The 17,273-nt window shown below is 71.4% G+C and carries 15 protein-coding genes; 9 read left to right on the forward strand and 6 right to left on the reverse strand.

Features of this window, described 5'->3' with window-relative positions:
- Nucleotides 1–82 precede the first annotated feature (82 nt).
- Together M2163_RS29915 and M2163_RS29920 are read left to right on the forward strand one after the other, a co-directional pair.
- The gene (locus M2163_RS29915) at nt 83–1,696 is read left to right on the forward strand and encodes a succinic semialdehyde dehydrogenase (protein ID WP_280849792.1); all 1,614 of its coding nucleotides are present in this window, start codon (nt 83–85) and stop codon (nt 1,694–1,696) included.
- 30 nt (nt 1,697–1,726) lie between these two features.
- The gene (locus M2163_RS29920) at nt 1,727–3,505 is read left to right on the forward strand and encodes a GMC family oxidoreductase (RefSeq protein ID WP_280895523.1); all 1,779 of its coding nucleotides are present in this window, start codon (nt 1,727–1,729) and stop codon (nt 3,503–3,505) included.
- A gap of 95 nt (nt 3,506–3,600) precedes the next feature.
- Here M2163_RS29920 and M2163_RS29925 read toward each other — a convergent pair whose 3' ends face one another.
- Nucleotides 3,601–4,626, reverse strand: a complete 1,026-nt coding sequence (locus tag M2163_RS29925) for an LPXTG cell wall anchor domain-containing protein (protein WP_280849791.1) — start codon at nt 4,624–4,626, stop codon at nt 3,601–3,603.
- Between the two features lie 213 nt (nt 4,627–4,839).
- Between M2163_RS29925 and M2163_RS29930 the strand changes: the two genes are divergently transcribed.
- On the forward strand, nt 4,840–5,946 hold the full coding sequence (locus M2163_RS29930) for a hypothetical protein (RefSeq protein ID WP_280895524.1): 1,107 nt from the start codon (nt 4,840–4,842) through the stop codon (nt 5,944–5,946).
- Nucleotides 5,947–6,489: 543 nt separating this feature from the next.
- Here the strand turns inward: M2163_RS29930 and M2163_RS29935 are convergent.
- Nucleotides 6,490–6,813: a chorismate mutase gene (locus M2163_RS29935; RefSeq protein WP_280895525.1), complete on the reverse strand. Its 324-nt coding sequence runs from the start codon at nt 6,811–6,813 to the stop codon at nt 6,490–6,492.
- 277 nt (nt 6,814–7,090) lie between these two features.
- On the opposite strand from M2163_RS29935, the gene guaA reads away from it, so the two are divergent.
- A complete protein-coding gene (guaA, locus tag M2163_RS29940; RefSeq protein ID WP_007384156.1) occupies nt 7,091–8,668 on the forward strand; it encodes a glutamine-hydrolyzing GMP synthase in 1,578 nt (525 codons plus the stop codon).
- An 18-nt stretch (nt 8,669–8,686) separates the two neighbouring features.
- Here guaA and M2163_RS29945 read toward each other — a convergent pair whose 3' ends face one another.
- Nucleotides 8,687–9,154 (reverse strand): pyridoxamine 5'-phosphate oxidase family protein, encoded by a 468-nt coding sequence (locus tag M2163_RS29945; RefSeq protein WP_280849787.1) that lies wholly within the window; start codon nt 9,152–9,154, stop codon nt 8,687–8,689.
- 139 nt (nt 9,155–9,293) lie between these two features.
- Here M2163_RS29945 and M2163_RS29950 point away from each other — a divergent pair, with 139 nt between their 5' ends.
- Complete coding sequence (locus tag M2163_RS29950) at nt 9,294–10,100, forward strand: class II aldolase/adducin family protein (RefSeq protein WP_280849786.1); 807 nt, start codon at nt 9,294–9,296, stop codon at nt 10,098–10,100.
- A gap of 18 nt (nt 10,101–10,118) precedes the next feature.
- Here M2163_RS29950 and M2163_RS29955 read toward each other — a convergent pair whose 3' ends face one another.
- Nucleotides 10,119–11,018 (reverse strand): DUF4429 domain-containing protein, encoded by a 900-nt coding sequence (locus M2163_RS29955; protein ID WP_280849785.1) that lies wholly within the window; start codon nt 11,016–11,018, stop codon nt 10,119–10,121.
- Nucleotides 11,019–11,227: 209 nt separating this feature from the next.
- On the opposite strand from M2163_RS29955, the gene M2163_RS29960 reads away from it, so the two are divergent.
- Both M2163_RS29960 and M2163_RS29965 read left to right on the forward strand, forming a co-directional pair.
- Nucleotides 11,228–12,517, forward strand: a complete 1,290-nt coding sequence (locus M2163_RS29960; RefSeq protein ID WP_280849784.1) for a hypothetical protein — start codon at nt 11,228–11,230, stop codon at nt 12,515–12,517.
- A gap of 119 nt (nt 12,518–12,636) precedes the next feature.
- Nucleotides 12,637–13,167: a DoxX family protein gene (locus M2163_RS29965; protein ID WP_280849783.1), complete on the forward strand. Its 531-nt coding sequence runs from the start codon at nt 12,637–12,639 to the stop codon at nt 13,165–13,167.
- 109 nt (nt 13,168–13,276) lie between these two features.
- Here the strand turns inward: M2163_RS29965 and M2163_RS29970 are convergent, their stop codons facing one another.
- Entirely contained in the window at nt 13,277–13,549 is a 273-nt protein-coding gene (locus M2163_RS29970) for a hypothetical protein (protein ID WP_280849782.1), read from the reverse strand.
- The gene (locus M2163_RS29975) at nt 13,536–15,056 is read right to left on the reverse strand and encodes a PspC domain-containing protein (RefSeq protein ID WP_280895526.1); all 1,521 of its coding nucleotides are present in this window, start codon (nt 15,054–15,056) and stop codon (nt 13,536–13,538) included. The genes M2163_RS29970 and M2163_RS29975 overlap by 14 nt, the downstream gene beginning before the upstream one ends.
- 178 nt (nt 15,057–15,234) lie before the next feature.
- On the opposite strand from M2163_RS29975, the gene M2163_RS29980 reads away from it, so the two are divergent.
- Nucleotides 15,235–16,527, forward strand: coding sequence for an ATP-binding protein (locus M2163_RS29980; protein ID WP_280849780.1), 1,293 nt, complete (start codon nt 15,235–15,237; stop codon nt 16,525–16,527).
- On the forward strand, nt 16,524–17,258 hold the full coding sequence (locus M2163_RS29985; RefSeq protein ID WP_280849779.1) for a response regulator transcription factor: 735 nt from the start codon (nt 16,524–16,526) through the stop codon (nt 17,256–17,258). The genes M2163_RS29980 and M2163_RS29985 overlap by 4 nt, the downstream gene beginning before the upstream one ends.
- The last annotated feature ends 15 nt before the right edge of the window (nt 17,259–17,273 follow it).

A 17,273-nucleotide genomic window follows, 5' to 3' on the forward strand; every position in this document is an offset into this window, starting at 1 on the left:
ATCACTGGCAAGATGTGTGTATGCCGTGAGCTCCGTTACCGACGGGTACCCAAAGCCCCCGCTGCGGAATACCCTGCGGCTCATGACGGACGCGCAGGCCCCGGCCCAGACCGGCACGAACCCCCTCGCCCCCGCCCCGGAGGGCGCCCGTACCGCGGCCGACGTGGTCACCCCGGAGCTGGTCGCCCAGCTCACCAAGGGGGTGACCGGGTCCGGACGTACCGCCAACCACACGCCGTTCACCGGCGAGAAGCTGGCCGACCTGCCCGAGTCCACCCCCGAGGACGTGGAGAAGGCCTTCGCGGCGGCCCGCCGTGCGCAGGCGGTGTGGGAGCAGACCCCCGTACGGCAGCGCGCGGCCGTCCTGCTCCGCTTCCACGACCTGATCCTGGAGCGCCAGGCCGAAGTCCTCGACCTCATCCAGCTGGAGACCGGCAAGGCCCGGCTGCACGCACACGAGGAAGTGCAGGCAGTCGCGGTCGCGGCCCGCCACTACGGCCGCAAGGCGCCCGCCTATCTGAGGCCGAAGCGGCACACCGGGGCCGTGCCCACCCTCACCAAGGTCACCGAACTGCGCCACGCGCGCGGCGTCGTCGGCCAGATCGCCCCCTGGAACTACCCGCTCGAACTGTCCGTCGGCGACGCGCTCCCCGCCTTCGCCGCGGGCAACGCCGTCGTCATGAAGCCGGACACCGAGACCTGCCTGACCGCCCTGTGGGCGCGGGACCTGCTGGTCGAGGCCGGCCTGCCCGCCGAGGTCTTCCAGATCGTCCTCGGTGACGGTCCCGTCGTCGGCCCCGAGGTCGTCCGGCACGCCGACTACGTCTCCTTCACGGGCTCCACCCGCACCGGGCGCGAGGTCGCCCAGGGCGCCGCGGCCCGGCTGGTCGGCGTGTCCCTCGAACTCGGCGGCAAGAACGCCATGCTGGTCCTGGAGGACGCCGACATCGAGAAGGCCGCCGCCGGTGCCGTGCGCGCCTGCTTCTCCTCCGCCGGCCAACTCTGCATCTCCATCGAGCGGTTGTACGTCCACGAGTCCATAGCGGACGCCTTCCTGGAGCGCTTCGCCGCCCGCACCCGGGCCATGCGCCTCGGCACGTCCCTCGCCTACGGCGCCGACATGGGCTCGCTGGTGGGGGAGCGGCAGCTGGAGACGGTCACCCGGCACGTCGAGGAGGCCGTCGAGAAGGGCGCCAAGGTCGTCGCCGGCGGTGTCGCCCGCCCGGACATCGGCCCGTACTTCTTCGAGCCGACCATCCTCGACGGCGTCACCGAGCCGATGGCGGTCTGCGCCGAGGAGACCTTCGGCCCGGTCGTCTCGGTCTACCGCTTCAAGACCGAGGACGAGGCCGTCGAGCTCGCCAACTCCACGCCGTACGGCCTGAACTCCTCGGTGTGGACGAAGGACGGCAAGCGGGGCCGCGAGATCGCCTCCCGGGTGCGCGCCGGCACCGTCAACGTCAACGAGGGATACGCCTCCGCCTACGGCAGCGTCCAGTCCCCGATGGGCGGCATGAAGGACTCCGGCCTCGGCCGCCGGCACGGCTCCGAGGGCATCCTCAAGTACACCGAGGCCCAGACGATCGCCCAGCAGCGACTGCTCCCGATGGCACCGTCGATGGGGATGGACGACGAGAAGTACGCCCAGTTCATGAGCAGGAGCCTGCGGCTCATGAAGGCCCTGCGTTTCAAGTAGGAACACTCCGGTTCTCGACGAGGAGAGCACGTGCCACAGGACACCTACGACTACGACGTCATCGTCGTCGGATCAGGCTTCGGCGGTTCCGTCACCGCCCTTCGCCTCACCGAGAAGGGCTACCGCGTAGGTGTCCTGGAAGCCGGACGCCGCTTCACCCGTGAGACGCTCCCGAAGAACTCCTGGGACCTGAAGAACTACCTCTGGGCGCCGAAGCTCGGCATGTACGGCATCCAGCGCATCCACCTCCTGGGCAACGTCATGGTCCTCGCGGGAGCGGGCGTCGGCGGCGGCTCCCTCAACTACGCCAACACCCTCTACGTCCCCCCGAAGCCCTTCTTCGAGGACCCGCAGTGGCGTGACATCACGGACTGGCAGGAGGAGCTGGAGCCGTACTACGACCAGGCCCGCCGCATGCTCGGTGTCCGCCTCAACCCGACGATGACCCCCTCCGACGTCCACCTGAAGGCGGCCGCGGAGCGGATGGGCGTCGGCGACACCTTCCACATGGCCCCGGTCGGCGTCTTCTTCGGCGACGGCGAGGACGCGGAGGGCAAGGGGAAAGCCGCCCCCGGCGAGCAGGTCGACGACCCCTACTTCGGCGGGGCGGGCCCTTCCCGCAAAGCCTGCATCGAGTGCGGCGAGTGCATGACCGGCTGCCGGCACGGCGCCAAGAACACCCTGAACGAGAACTACCTCTACCTCGCCGAGAAGGCGGGTGCTGTCGTCCACCCCCTCACCACCGTCGTGTCGGTCACCGACGACTCGCAGGGCGGCTACGCGATCGCGACCCTCCCCACCGACGACCGCCGCAAGGCGAAGGGCCGCACCTTCAAGGCCCGCAGGGTCGTCATCGCCGCCGGCACCTACGGCACCCAGACCCTGCTGCACCGCATGAAGGCGGGCGGCCAACTGCCGTACATCTCGGACCGGTTGGGTGAACTCACCCGCACCAACTCCGAGGCCCTGGTGGGCGCCCAGACCGACAACCGCCGCTACCGCAGGGCGACCGGTGCGCCGAAGGTGGACTTCACCCAGGGGGTCGCCATCACCTCGTCCATCCACCCGGACGAGAACACCCACATCGAGCCGGTCCGCTACGGCAAGGGCTCCAACTCGATGGGCAGCCTGTCCATCCTCCAGGTGCCGTACGCCGAGGGCTCGTCCAGGGCCATGGCCTGGCTGGCGAACGCCGCGAAGCACCCGCTCCTCGTCCTGCGTTCGCTCTCCAACCGACGCTGGTCGGAGCGGACCATCATCGGGCTGGTCATGCAGTCGCTGGACAACTCCCTGACGACGTATCTGAAACCGGACGGCGTCGGCAAGGGCCTGCTCACCGCACGGCAGGGGCACGGGGCTCCCAACCCCAAGCAGATCAAGGCCGCTTCGCAGGGCGCCTCCGCGATCGCCGCCGACATCAACGGCTTCGCCGGCTCGAACGTCGGTGAGCTCATGGGCACCCCGCTCACCGCGCACTTCCTCGGCGGCTGCCCCATCGGATCCTCCCGCGACACCGGCGTCATCGACCCGTACCACCGGCTCTACGGCCACCCCGGGATCTCGGTCGTCGACGGGGCGGCGGTCTCCGCCAACCTCGGCGTGAACCCGTCGCTGACGATCACCGCGCAGGCCGAGCGGGCGATGTCGTACTGGCCCAACAAGGGCGAGGAGGACCCGCGTCCGGCACAGGGCGAGGCGTACGTCCGGCTCGCCGCCGTCGAGCCCAAGTCACCGGCCGTTCCGGCGGAGGCCTTCGGCGCGCTGAAGCTGCCGTTCCTGGGGATGCCGGCGGTGCCGAAGAAGTCGTAGGACCCCCGGCAACACGAAAGAGAAGGACCCGCACCCCCCTCCGAGTGCGGGTCCTTCTCCTGTCCTGCGTCAAGCCGTGCTCAGCGCGCTACGGCTCAGGCGTGGGCGCCGGCCGCGCCCTTGCGCCGCTTCACCGCGAAGACCACACCGGTGCCGGCGACGACGGCGAAGCCGCCGACGAGGCCGAGGACCGGCAGGGCCGAGCTCGAACCGGTCTCGGCGAGCTGGCCGTCCACGTCGACGCCGTTGACGTCGGAGATGGGGCTCTTGCCGCCGGTCTGCGGCTTGGCGTCACCCGGCTTGCCGGCGTCGGAGCCGGCCGGCAGGACCTCGAAGTAGTAGATGCCCATGTTCTCGTCGGCCGAGACCCAGCAGCCCTTGTCGTCCGAGTACTCGGCGAGACCGATGGCGATGCCGATCGCGCTCGGGACCTCACGGTCGACCTTCACGCGGAGCTGGTAGCTGAGGGAGTCGCCGGCCTTGAGGTCGAAGGCGTTGAACGAGCCGCCCTCACCGAACTGCGTGGCCACGTCGACCCACGAGCCGCCCTGCTTCACCTGCACGGTGACCAGGTCGGTGTAGTCCTTCTCGAAGTCCCAGTCGACCGCCCCGACACCGACGATGGGCTGGATGTCCTTGATCGTCTCGTCGCCGGAGTTGCTGACGTTGAACTTGAAGTTCGTCCAGCCGCTGCCCGCCACGATGCTCTCGGGCAGACCGGTCAGCGAGCTGTGCAGCACGTCGCTGTCGTTGAAGACCGGGTCGTCGTCCTCGTCGATCTCGCACTGGTCGACGGGCTCGTCGCTCGTGCTCGGGGAGGGGCTGGCGCTGGTGGAGCCGGACGGGCTCGTGGAGGGGCTGCCGGAGGGGGTCGAGCTGGTCTCGCCGGCGGCGGGGGAGCTCTCGCCCGTGGCGGGCGTGGTCTCCGGGGCGGCCGGGGTGGTCTCCGGGGCCGCCGTGGTGCTCTCGGGGGCCGTCGGGGTGTTCTCGCCGGCGGGCGTGCTCTCGGCCGCGGTCGGCGTGGGGGACTCCTCCGCGAAGGCGCTGGGCGCGGCGAACAGAGCCAGCGGCGCTATCGCGGCGGTCGCGGCCGCGGCGGCCAGTGCACGACGAAGCTTCATGAAGACCTCGGAAGTCAGGTGTGCCGCACTCGCGCGGCACACGTCTAGGAGAGGCCTCCGCGTGTGGGGCGCGGGTGGGGCCCGTGATTCGTGAGGTTTGATCCACGACACCGGGGAAAGGTTGTGCGGGCATTCACAGAAAACTTATGTGGGCTGAGTCACACGTCAGTTCAGCTTGTGAACGGGCTTTCCCAGGCCCTAGAACTGACCCACGTGTCTGAAGACCCCAAGATCCCGGACGACGTCTGGGAACGGTTCGCCCGTGACACCGAACGGGACATCCGGGGCTCCGCCCCCAAGGAGCCCTCCGCGCGGGCCCGTGAGGTGACGGAGCGGCTGCGGCGACAGGAAGCGCGCGGCGAACTGCCGGAGGGCTGGCGCACCGGGCCGGCCTGGCAGCAGAAGAGGAGCCGGCGGGGCCTGTGGGGCGTCCTCGGCGTCGCCGTCGCGGTGGTGGTGGCCGTCGTGGCGGTGAAGCCCTCGCTGGTGCCGGGCGACCCCTTCGGCGGGGAGAGCTCCGCGGCGGCCGAGCCCGCCCCGCTGCCGCAGGAGACGCAGGCACCGACCGCCGCACCCTCCGCCGAGGCCTCCGCGATCCCGACCCTGGACGACCCGTTCGCCGGCTCGCCCGCCAAGCGCTGGGCCGACGGCGCCGCCGGGATCGCCGTACCGGAGGCGAAGGCCGTCGGCGGCCGGTCCGCGGCGAAGGTCGAGCAGGTGCTGGAGCTGACCAGGAAGCTCCTCGTCGAGTCCAACCTCGACCCGGCGACGCTGCGCGGCGAACGGCCGAAGGCGGCGCTCGACGTGCTGGACCCGTTGCAGAAGGACGTCCGGGGGCTCCTGGAGACCGGCCTGCGCGAGCCGGACGACACCCACGACCCGCTGTGGATGTTCAGCCGCTTCGACCCCGAGGAGGTCCGGCTGGTCGGCGACGTCGTGAAGACCCGCGGCCGTATGACCTTCAAGGCCGGCGACCACGCCTCCGTGGCCGTGCACGCCGACTACACCTTCGTCTACCCGGTCGTGCAGACCAACGGCTCCACCGAGGTCACCCGCACCATCGTCCGCCGGATCCTCGACGTGGAGATCTCCGACCCGGCCAGGTACCAGGTCACCCCGGGCAAGCTCACCGTCGTGAACTGGGACCAGGACATCAACAACTCGGCCTGCGATGTCCACGACGGCTACCTGCACCCGTCGTTCAGCTCCTCCGAACCCACGGGAGCGGCCCCCACCGGACCGACCACCGACCCGTACGACCGCAGCAAGCCCCTCGACCCCGACCGTGCCGAGGGCTGCGGAACCGTCTCCCGCGTCTGAGCGAGGAAACCGGCGCACCGGCATGCGAAGGGCCCCGCGGGACGGAGCCGCGGGGCCCTTCTTTCGTCAGCACCGACGTCAGGGCAGCGCCGGTGCCTGGGAGCGGCGCCGGGGGGTTGCGCCGCTTGCTCTCCGTGTCCGTGCCACCTGGACGCCCGCCTGGTCCGGACCTTTGGCAGTACGGTGACGCACAACGAATGTGGTTGTCTGCGGAGGGACTTGGGGGCTTTCTAGGCATCGTGCTGGATGGACGCGGCCTCCGCAACCGTTTGACCCAGCCTTGTGCCGGTACTTGTCCCCGCCGGCCGGCCCCGGGCGTCCCCGGAGCCGGCCGTTCTCTTGGGTGACCGGGCTGCTGTCCCCTGCCGTCCGGTCACTTCCTGGAGCGAGGTCCCACGGCGCACGGCGTGATCCGTGCGCCTCATCGCTCCAGCGAGCCACGCGTGGTTCTGTCGGGCCCGCCCCTGGCTGGCACGGACACCACCACCAACGACGCGGGCGGCCCGGCGGTCACGCGCCGTACGGGTGAGGCGGGCCCCGAACTCAGATACGACCCCGGCACAGTTCGAGGAGCGTCATGGCGAGCGAGGTGCCCGGCTTGCCGAGCGCCTCGCGGTAGCGGCCGAGGATCTCCATCTCGCGCGCGAGATGGACCCGTCGGCCGCCGGAGGCGATCCGGGTCTGCTGGACGACGGACGAGACGGCCACCCGTTCCTGGATCAGGCCGATGATCCGGTCGTCGAGAGCGTCGATGCGCTCCCGGGCGTCCGCGATGACGGCTTCCGGCGCGGGGGTCTGCGCAGCGGTGGCTTCCGGTGTGGTGGTCATGTGGGGCTCCTGGGTGGGGTGGCGGCCCCAGGGCGGCAAGGTCCGGAAAACACCAGGCGCCCCGGACCTTGTCGGCCCGGGGCGCCTGGGAAGTCGCTTGTCAGTTGCTCAAGCAGCACGACCATGGCAGCCGGCGGGCCGGGTGCCATAGGTAAACAGGTAGGTCGTCTGCGGGAGCATGGGAGCAGTATGCAGGGCCCCGCGGGAGTGTCCAAGCCCGTTCGCATCCTGAGACCGGGCTCACCCCCGAGCCGGCCCCGCCGGTCCCGGTAGACTCGGTACCACACACACCTCGCTCACCGCCGGAAGGCAACCCGTGTCATCAGCGAACCCCGCCGCCGCCCCCGACACCGTCCTGGTCGTCGACTTCGGTGCGCAGTACGCCCAGCTCATCGCCCGTCGTGTCCGCGAGGCCCGGGTCTACAGCGAGATCGTGCCGAGCACCATGCCGGTCGCGGAGATGCTCGCCAAGAACCCGGCGGCGATCATCCTCTCCGGCGGCCCCTCGTCGGTGTACGCGGAGGGCGCCCCGCGCCTGGACCGCGAGCTGTTCGAGTCCGGCGTCCCGGTCTTCGGCATGTGCTACGGCTTCCAGCTGATGGCGACCACCCTCGGCGGCACCGTCGACAACACCGGCGCCCGCGAGTACGGCCGTACGCCGCTGCACGTGTCGAAGTCCGGCTCCACCCTCTTCGAGGGCACCCCGGACGAGCAGTCGGTGTGGATGTCCCACGGCGACGCCTGCTCCGCCGCCCCCGAGGGCTTCACCGTGACCGCGTCCACGGACGTCGTCCCGGTCGCCGCCTTCGAGAACGACGAGAAGAAGCTCTACGGCGTCCAGTACCACCCCGAGGTCATGCACTCCACGCACGGCCAGCAGGTCCTGGAGCACTTCCTGTACCGGGGCGCCGGTCTCAAGCCGGACTGGACCACCGGCAACGTGATCGAGGAGCAGGTCGCCGAGATCCGCTCGCGCGTGGGTGACAAGCGCGCGATCTGCGGTCTGTCCGGCGGTGTGGACTCCGCGGTCGCCGCCGCCCTGGTCGCGCGCGCCATCGGCGACCAGCTCACCTGCGTGTACGTCGACCACGGTCTGATGCGCAAGGGCGAGACCGAGCAGGTCGAGAAGGACTTCGTGGCCGCGACCGGCGTCAAGCTGGTCGTCGTCGACGCGGAGGAGCGCTTCCTGACCGCGCTCAAGGGGGTCTCCGACCCCGAGGAGAAGAGGAAGATCATCGGCCGTGAGTTCATCCGGGTCTTCGAGCAGGCCCAGGCCGAGATCATCGCGGACGAGGGCCCGGCGGTGGAGTTCCTCGTCCAGGGCACCCTCTACCCGGACGTGGTCGAGTCCGGTGGCGGCACCGGCACCGCCAACATCAAGTCCCACCACAACGTGGGCGGCCTCCCCGAGGACCTCGAGTTCCAGCTGATCGAGCCGCTGCGCAAGCTGTTCAAGGACGAGGTGCGGATGGTCGGCCAGGAGCTCGGGCTCCCGGACGAGATCGTCCAGCGCCAGCCCTTCCCCGGCCCCGGCCTCGGCATCCGCATCGTCGGCGAGGTCACCAAGGAGCGCCTGGACCTGCTGCGCGACGCCGACGCCATCGCCCGCGAGGAGCTGACCGCGGCCGGCCTCGACCGGGACATCTGGCAGTGCCCGGTGGTCCTGCTCGCGGACGTCCGCTCGGTCGGTGTCCAGGGCGACGGCCGGACCTACGGCCACCCGATCGTGCTGCGCCCGGTCTCCTCCGAGGACGCCATGACCGCCGACTGGTCGCGGCTGCCGTACGACGTCCTCGCGAAGATCTCGACGCGGATCACCAACGAGGTGGCCGACGTCAACCGCGTGGTGCTCGACGTCACGTCGAAGCCGCCGGGCACGATCGAGTGGGAGTAGGGCTCCCTTGTTTGAAGGTCAGGTCCGCTTGAGAGTGCGCACCGGCTCTCCGGGCTTCCAGACCTGGACGACCAGGTACGTGTCGTCCTCGACGTAGGTCCGCACGACCTCCGTCAGCTCGGTGCGGAAGAGGTGGAACGGCTCCGGCGGTTCCACCTCTTCGCTGTACGCGGCCTTTTCGCGGGCGTCGGTGACCTCTGTGGCGAGACCGCTGATCCGGACGTCCCCGCCCCCCAGGGTCTGGCCCTCGCCGGGGTTGGCCTGGAGCGCGAAACGGGAGTCCCGTAGCAGGTCGAGGGCCTTGAGCGAGTCCGGCATCATGCCGAGCCAGAGCTCGCCGTGCAGGAAGCGGACCTCCAGGCCGCTGGTGCGCGGGGAGCCGTCCTTGCGGAGCGTGGCGAGGACGTGGTGGGTGAAGGCGCCGAAGCGCTGCTCGACGGTCCTGGCGAGCTCGGGTTCGGCGGCGGAGAAGTCAGCCCAGTTCATGGCCGTCAGTCTTGCGTCGATATCCGACATCTTCTGTCAGGTATCTGTCGTGTGCGCATCTTTACAAACCACCCCTGTTCTCTTGCGTCCACCGCAGGTAACTTCCGCCCCGTACAGCAACCCAGTGCTGGAGGACCACATGCACGGGACACCCCTCGGTCCCACTCCGCCGATGCCGGTGCCCACCGACAAGCTCCAGTTCGCGATGCCGCCGATGCACGACTCCGTCGAGGAGGAACGCCGGCACCGCAAGGAGCGGCTCGTGGGCGCGCTGCGGATCTTCGGCCGGCTCGGCTTCGAGGACGGGGTGTCCGGACACATCACCGCACGCGACCCGGAGTTCACCGACTGCTTCTGGGTGAACCCCTTCGGCATGCCGTTCAAGCACGTCACCGTGAGCGACCTCGTCCTCGCCAACTCCGACGGGCAGGTGCTCGACGGCCGCTACCACGTCAACCAGGCGGCCTTCACCGTGCACTCCCAGGTGCACGCCGCCCGTCCCGACGTCGTCGCCGTCGCCCACTGCCACTCCGTGCACGGACGGGCGCTGTCCGCCCTCGGCGAGCTCCTCGACCCCCTCACCCAGGAGAGCTGCGCCTTCTACGAGGACCACGCGCTGTACGAGGCCTACACCGGGGTCGCCGTCGACGCCGACGAGGGCCGCCGGATCGCCGCCGCGCTCGGGTCCCGCAAGGCGCTGGTGCTGCGCAACCACGGGCTGCTGACCGTCGGGGACTCGGTGGACGCGGCGGCCTGGTGGTTCCTGTCCATGGAACGCTCCAGCCAGGTGCAGCTGCTGGCCAAGGCGGCGGGCCGCCCGGTGCTCATCGACCACCGGGCGGCGGTGGCGACCCGGGAGCAGCTGGGCGGGGACCTGGTGGCGTGGATCAACTACCAGCCGATGTGGCAGGACATCAGCCGCAGCGAGCCCGACCTGCTGTCGTGAGGCGGCGCTCCCAAGACGTCAGAATCCCCGGAGCACGGCCGCCTTCGTCATCGCGAACTCCTCGTCCGTGAGCACCCCGGCGCGATGCAGCTCGCCCAACTCCCGCAGTCTGCGCAGGAGCGCGTCGTGATGGTCGGCGGGCGGGGGCACGGCGGCCGCGGTGAGGCCGGGGCGGCGGGCGCCGTCCCCGCCGTACGCGAGGTCCCCGCGGGTGGACGGGTGCGGCAGCCGGGCCGTGACCGCCGTCGCCACGAGGGCCGTCAGCAGATCACGGCGGGTGCTGCCCCACAGGTCGAGGGCGTAGGGGTCCTTCTCCGGCGGCAGCTTCGAGAAGGACGTCTCACGGGTCACGAACCGCATGAAACCGTCCTCGTAACCGGAGTTGGGCAGCCACTCGACCTGGACGAGGTCGCCCACGTCGATGATCCGCGGTCCGGTCGCCCGCTTCACGCGGTCGGAGGTGTCGGCCCAGTCGATGCGGACCTGGGTGCCGTCGAAGGAGACCGTGCCGTCGGAGGAGCGCACCGAGACCGGGACCGGCGGGCCCGGCAGCAGATACGTCTTCGTCGGCTCCTTCGGGACCTGGTCCAGGAGGAGGGCGTGCCGGATCTCCTCGGCCACGTACTCGGCGACGCCGGCGCGGTCGACGTCCACGGTCAGGCGGTACGGATCCGCCGGGTCCGGCAGGCGTCCGCCGGTCGCGTGCAGCAGGGGGTCCGCGCCCTCGCGCAGCCGCATCCGCAGCCGCCCGCGCTTGCGTTCCGGCTCGAACGCCACGCCCGCGATGGCCTCCAGGGGCACGGCGACCTCGCCGTACGTCTGCCGGAACAGCGGCACGGAGCGGTGCAGTCCCGGCGTGATCCTGACCGTCGTGCCGTCGAAGGCCCAGGTCCCGTCACGCTGGATGATCTCGGCCATACGGAAATTCTCGCAGCCGGGTCAACACGGCGGGCCCCGCTTCACCCGCGCTGACCAGACCTGCCGGACGGGGGAGGTGTGCTGTAGGGCACAATTCGCTGTCATCACGGGGGAGTTGTTCGGGGTTCTTCAGAGGGTCGGGCGGCCGGTCGGCCGTGAGGTCACGTGGGGCCGAAGGGCCGGGAGTCATGGGAAGGCGGGCGTCGGGCGTGGCGGTGCAGGAAGCGAGACAGAGCGCGGCCGGGGGCGTGCCCGGAGGTGCGCACGAGGGTGGCTGCACCTGCGGGGACTGTCCGCACGGGGCGCGGGCCGGGCATCGGCGGGCGGTGGCCGAGTTCCTCCTGAAACGGGACGAGTTCGCCGCCGGACAGGGCCTGCCCGCGGCCGTGGCGCACTCCGCGTCGGCCTCCCGGCAGTGGGTCTCCGAGGAACTGACCCAGTCGGCGGAGGCCGTGGCCGAGCGAGGACGGGCCGAGGGCGCCGCCTGGCTCGCCCGGCTGTGGCGCCGTACCGCGTACACGGTGTGGGCCGCTGTCGTGGTGCTGCTCCTCGTCCAGGCGCTGACGGCCATCGGCGCGGGCTGGACCGCGGCGCGTACGGCGGGGCTGGTCGCGGCGCTCGTGGTCGCGGGGTCGCTGACCGCGGCCTCCTGGTTCCACCGGGCCCGGGGCGGGGTGCTCGCGCCGGTCATCGGCGAGGACAACCGGCTGTCCACCTCGCGAGCCGTCGCGGTGGCATGGGTGCTGTTCGTCGCCTACGCGGTGCTGGTACTGGCGGGCCGGCTGGCCGCGGCCTCCGACAGCCGTGAGCGGGACGCGCTGATCTCCGGACTCGAACTGGCCCGGGGCGCCGGGGTCGTGACCGTCCTGGCCGTGGTCTGCGCCATCGCCGTGCTGGTGCGGCGGGTGGTCGGGCTGCGGGTGCTCGGGCAGCGGCTGCAGAAGGTGCGGGCGGACCGGCCCCGCGCCTCCGACCTGCTGACCGACGACTCCGGGCGGGGCGCCTTCGCCGACATCCAGTACGTCGTGATCGGCGCGGTCGCCCTGCTGTTCGCGGCGGTACGGCTGGCCCGGCGGCCGGATCAGCTGCCGGATCTGCCGTGGGGACTGGCGGTGGTGGTGCTGGTGTCGGCGGCCACCTACGTCGCGGGCAAGTACGCGGAGGGCGGCCGGCCGGTGATCCTCTCCGTGGTGCGGTCGCGCGAGGCGGGTGACCTGGACGGGCCCGTGCGCACCGGGGACGACATCGAGATCCGCGGCGCCGGCTTCGTGCCGCCGGGGGCGCAGCGGGCGGACCGGCTGTCCCGGATGGTCGTGCGGATCGGTCCGGTGAACGTGCACGTGCCGTTGGTGCCGGTGGCCGGGGGGTTCAGCAACCCCACGGACGAGGTGCTGACCGTGCCGGTGCCGGCGGACGTGGAGCCGGGACGGGTGGAGGTGCAGGTGGTGACGGCCGCCGGGGTGGAGACCAACCGGTACGCGATCGATGTGACGGACTGAGGGACGGCGGCCCGCGTCCTTGCGCGCTCGGAAACCCGGCATCGCATTGAGCACCGCCACCCCTTCCTGCGTATCGTCTGGTAGGGGCTCGGCACGCTGGTGAGAGGCGGCTCGAAGCGATGACTCACGGTTTTCGGACGGACACGCACACCCCCTATGACGACGACGAACGCTCCTGGCGGGACAGCATCGGCCAGTACGCCCTGCTGCCCCTGCGGATCTTCCTCGGTGTCACCTTCGTCTACGCCGGCTTGGACAAGCTGACGGACAGCGCCTTCATGAAAAGCTCCGGTTCCGGCTCCATCGGCGACATGATGCGCAGCGTCCGTGACTCCTCGGCCATCCCCGCACTGGTCGACCTGTCCCTGAAGAACCCCGTCGGCTTCGGCTACGCCATCGCCTTCGGTGAACTCGCCGTCGGCATCGGCACCCTGCTGGGCATCCTGGCCCGCCTGGCCGCGCTCGGCGGTGCGCTGATCTCGCTCAGCCTGTGGCTGACCGTGAGCTGGGCCTCGGACCCGTACTACTACGGCAACGACCTCGCCTACCTGATGGCCTGGCTGCCCCTCGTCCTCGCGGGTGCCTCGGTGTTCTCCGTGGACGCGGCCCTGCGCGCCCGACGAAGGCAACGGGCGGGAGGCTACCGGTAGCTCCGCCGACCGGGTGCCGTCGGGCGGGGGGAGCGGCCGCGCTGCCGCGGTCCGGTGCCGGGCTGCTCCCCCCGGCCGGTGATCACTGGGGCACGGGCGGCTGGGGCGGCTAAGGCGTCCTGTGCGTCGCCTGCGTCTGCGCAGTGTCGGGCTGGTCGGCCTCCGGTGGTGTACTCGTGCGGCGGGTGTCGCGGTGTCTGCGTACGGCCCGGGCCAGCAAGCCCACGACGCCCGCGAGGCAGAGGCCGCCGACGACCATGGGGATCACCGCGAACCACGGCGTCTCCCAGGCGCCGCCCGCGTCACCGGCGTAGGTGATGCCCGCGGCGGTCAGGAAGAGGCCGGCGACCAGTTGTCCCGGCCGGAACTCATGACGCAGCACGGCTCACCTCCGCCTGGCCGATGCCCACCCGCAGATCAAGGTCGAGGGTGGCGGTCTTCTCCGCGCCCGGAACCGGTTTCAGGGTGACCTCCTTGCGCTTGCCCGGTGCCACGTCCACGTCCTGCGGGTCGTCGCCCGGCAACTGGATGTCGCCCACTCCCACGTCGACGACCGCGTTCACCGTCACGTCCGGCGGCACGATCACCAGCAGCCGGCCCACCCCGACCTCGACGTGGGTGCTCACCGTCCCGCCCTTGCCGAAGTCGACCCGGGACAGGTCCAAGGTGCCCACCCCGGTGCCCAGTTCGTACTGGGGCCGGATGTTCTGGGTCGCGGCCGGCGCCCACTTCGTGCGGACCCACTCGGTGGTGATGTCCCTCGGGAGGGCGGCCGACGCGGCGAGCAGGCCCGCGGTGATGATCGCCAGGAAGACCGAGCCCGCTCCGGTGCGGCCCAGGAACGAGCTGACTGCTATGCCCAGGCCCAGGACGATCAGCGCGCAGGACAGACCGGTCTGCAGGCTGGTGCCCAGGGCGTGGTCCTCCCAGGTCGCTCCGGTGCCGAGGCCGCCCGCCAGCAGGGCGAGCAGGAAGACCCAGCCGCCGATCCAGCGCGGGCCGCGGGGTTTGGGCGGGCGGGACCGGGCCGCGGCGAACTCCTCGCGCCGGTTCCAGGAGGTGCCCCGGCCGATGTTGACGGCCGCGGCGATGTCACGGTCGCGGGAGTCGCTCGGACCCCACAGATAGCCGGTGCCGCCGACGTGGGTGCCGTCCTTGACTATGGGGTCGCGCCACCAGGACGGGTAGGAGGCCGGCACCGGCGGGGCCTGGGCCTCCGGCGGCGCGTCGGCGACGGCCTGGGCGGCGAGCGGGTCGGGGTCGGGGGTGCCGCGGTTGCGCGACCAGTACCCCGCGCCCGCCAGGAGCAGCGAGAGCACCACGGCGAAGGTCAGCACGCTGGTGTTGCCCAGCATGGTGAGGAACACCCCGCAGCCGACCAGGGCGAAGAGCACGCCGGTCAGGGCCTGGCCGTCCACCCGGCCGGTGAGCAGCTTGCGCACCTCGTTCTCCTCCTCGTCCTCGTACGGGACGAAGAGCCAGGCGAAGCCGTAGAAGAGGAGACCGATGCCGCCGGTCGCCGAGAGCACGGTGAGCGTGATCCGGAAGATCACCGGGTCCATGTCGCACTGCCGCCCCAGCCCGGCGCACACCCCGGCGAGCAGCTTGTGCCGCCGGTCCCGCCGGAAGCGCAGGGGGGCGGGGGGCGCGTCGTGGCCGGGGGCGGTGTCCGCGGGGGTGCCGAGGGGAGGGGCGGAGGGAGGGAGAGGGGTGTCGGTCGTCGTGCGGTGCCCGGGGGGCTCGGTCGTCGTCCGGTGCCCGGTGGGCTCGGTGTGCGGGTCCGCCGCTGTGCCTCCTTCTTTCCGCGTGCCCGCGCCCGCGCCGGGGCCGGTGCCCGGGGCCGGGCCTCCGCCGGATCCGGCGCCCGCGGCGTGCTGGTGATCTGTCATGTGTCCATGGTGACGGGCGGGAGGGCGCGACGGGAGTCGTCACGACCCTGGCCGGACCCTGATATCGGCCCTGAGAGCGGGGAGGGAAGCGTTCGGAAGGCGCGCCGACCGAAGATCAGGGGAGTCTCGGGGGCCAACCCTGATGCCCCCGTACTCCGGCCGTGTGACCATCGATGGCATGCCGGAAGCCGCAGCAGCGCCCCTCGTCGAACCGCGGCCGCCGCGCAAGCTCTACCGCAGCAGCGACGGACGCTGGCTGGGTGGTGTGGCGCGGGGGCTCGCCGGGCATCTCGGGCTGCCCGTGATCTGGGTGCGGCTCGTCTTCGTCGGGCTGTTCATGGCGGACGGGCTCGGCGCGTTGCTGTATGCCGCGTTCTGGTTCTTCGTGCCGCTCGGCGTCGGCGGGGTCGGCGGACAGAAACCCCCCGCCCTGGTCACCACCGAGACCTCACCGGACGGCCGCCGCAGACTGGTCGCCCGCCGCCCGGACAAGGGCCAGATCGTGGCCCTGCTCCTCATGGTCGTCGTGGCGATGGTCTTCGTCGGCAACGTCAACGTCGGCAACGGCGCCAAGGCCTACCTGTGGCCCGCCGTCCTGGTCGGCGCGGGTGTCGCCCTGGTCTGGCGCCAGGCGGACAACGCCCGCAGGGCCCGCTGGATGGAGGTCGGCCGCCGCCGGCGCACCCTGACACTGCTGCGTGCCGCGGGCGGTGTCCTCCTCGTCACCGCCGGCGTCTCCGGGGTCTTCGTCCTCCAGGGCTCCGCCGCCCACCTCGGTTCCGTCCTCCAGGCGGCCCTCGCGGTCCTCGTCGGGATAACGCTCCTCGCGGGTCCGTATCTCGTCCGCATGACCCAGGACCTCTCCGAGGAGCGCCTGATGCGCATCCGCGCCCAGGAGCGCGCGGAGGTCGCGGCCCACGTCCACGACTCGGTGCTGCACACCCTGACCCTGATCCAGCGCAACGCGGAGAACCCGAACGAGGTCCGCCGTCTCGCCCGCGCCCAGGAGCGCGACCTGCGCACCTGGCTGTACAAACCGGAGGGCACCGGCAAGGACGAGGCCGACGAACCCACCGACCTCGCCGACGCCGTGCGGCGCAACGCGGCCGAGGTCGAGGACAAGCACGGCGTCCCCATCGAGGTGGTGGTCGTCGGCGACTGCCCGCTCGACGAGAGAACCAGTGCGCAGATGCAGGCCGCGCGTGAGGCGATGGTCAACGCCGCCAAGTACGGTGGCGAGGGCGGCGCCGTACAGGTCTACGCCGAAGTCGAGGGCAGGACGGTCTTCGTGTCCGTCCGGGACCGCGGCCCCGGCTTCGACCTCGACTCGATACCCGCCGACCGGATGGGTGTCAGAGAATCGATCATCGGCCGCATGGAGCGCCATGGCGGCACGGCCCGGCTGCGCGCGGTGCCGGACGGCGGCACGGAGGTCGAGCTGGAGATGGAGAGGGCGGAGAAGACGTCATGAGTGACCCCACCGAGGCGAACACGGCGAACACGGACCCCGTGGAGCCGACGCCGGCCGGCGTCGCGGGCGAGCGGCACGTGCGCGTGGTCCTCGTCGACGACCACCGCATGTTCCGTACGGGCGTCCAGGCCGAGATCGGCCGGACCGAGGAGACCGGTGTCGAGGTCGTCGGGGAGGCCGCGGACGTCGAGCAGGCCGTCACCGTCATCACCGCGACCCGCCCCGAGGTGGTCCTCCTCGACGTCCATCTTCCGGGTGGTGGCGGGGTCGAAGTCCTGCGCCGGTGCGCCCCGTTGATGGCCGACTCCGAGCAGCCCGTCCGCTTCCTCGCGCTGTCCGTCTCGGACGCGGCCGAGGACGTGATCGGAGTGATCCGGGGCGGTGCGCGCGGCTATGTGACCAAGACGATCACCGGCACGGACCTCGTCAACTCCGTCTTCCGCGTCCAGGAGGGCGACGCCGTCTTCTCGCCGCGGCTGGCCGGCTTCGTCCTGGACGCCTTCGCCTCCACCGACGCCCCGCCGGTCGACGAGGACCTCGACCGCCTCACCCAGCGCGAGCGCGAGGTGCTCAGGCTCATCGCCCGCGGTTACGCCTACAAGGAGATCGCCAAACAGCTGTTCATCTCGGTGAAGACGGTCGAGTCCCATGTCTCGGCGGTGCTCCGGAAGTTGCAGCTGTCCAACCGTCATGAGCTGACCCGGTGGGCGACGGCACGCCGGCTGGTCTGAGGGCGGTCTGCTCAC

It is taken from the genome of Streptomyces sp. SAI-135 (genome assembly GCF_029893805.1).
Classification (GTDB): Bacteria; Actinomycetota; Actinomycetes; order Streptomycetales; family Streptomycetaceae; genus Streptomyces.

Bases quoted from the DNA above. Each gene is read 5' to 3' on its own strand.
- M2163_RS29915 (WP_280849792.1), top strand. From the start codon at position 83: ATGACGGACGCGCAGGCCCCGGCCCAGACCGGCACGAACCCCCTCGCC.
- M2163_RS29980 (WP_280849780.1), top strand. From the start codon at position 15,235: ATGCCGGAAGCCGCAGCAGCGCCCCTCGTCGAACCGCGGCCGCCGCGC.
- M2163_RS29975 (WP_280895526.1), bottom strand. From the start codon at position 15,056: ATGACAGATCACCAGCACGCCGCGGGCGCCGGATCCGGCGGAGGCCCG.
- M2163_RS29985 (WP_280849779.1), top strand. From the start codon at position 16,524: ATGAGTGACCCCACCGAGGCGAACACGGCGAACACGGACCCCGTGGAG.
- M2163_RS29945 (WP_280849787.1), bottom strand. From the start codon at position 9,154: ATGAACTGGGCTGACTTCTCCGCCGCCGAACCCGAGCTCGCCAGGACC.
- M2163_RS29925 (WP_280849791.1), bottom strand. From the start codon at position 4,626: ATGAAGCTTCGTCGTGCACTGGCCGCCGCGGCCGCGACCGCCGCGATA.
- M2163_RS29965 (WP_280849783.1), top strand. From the start codon at position 12,637: ATGACTCACGGTTTTCGGACGGACACGCACACCCCCTATGACGACGAC.
- M2163_RS29955 (WP_280849785.1), bottom strand. From the start codon at position 11,018: ATGGCCGAGATCATCCAGCGTGACGGGACCTGGGCCTTCGACGGCACG.
- M2163_RS29950 (WP_280849786.1), top strand. From the start codon at position 9,294: ATGCACGGGACACCCCTCGGTCCCACTCCGCCGATGCCGGTGCCCACC.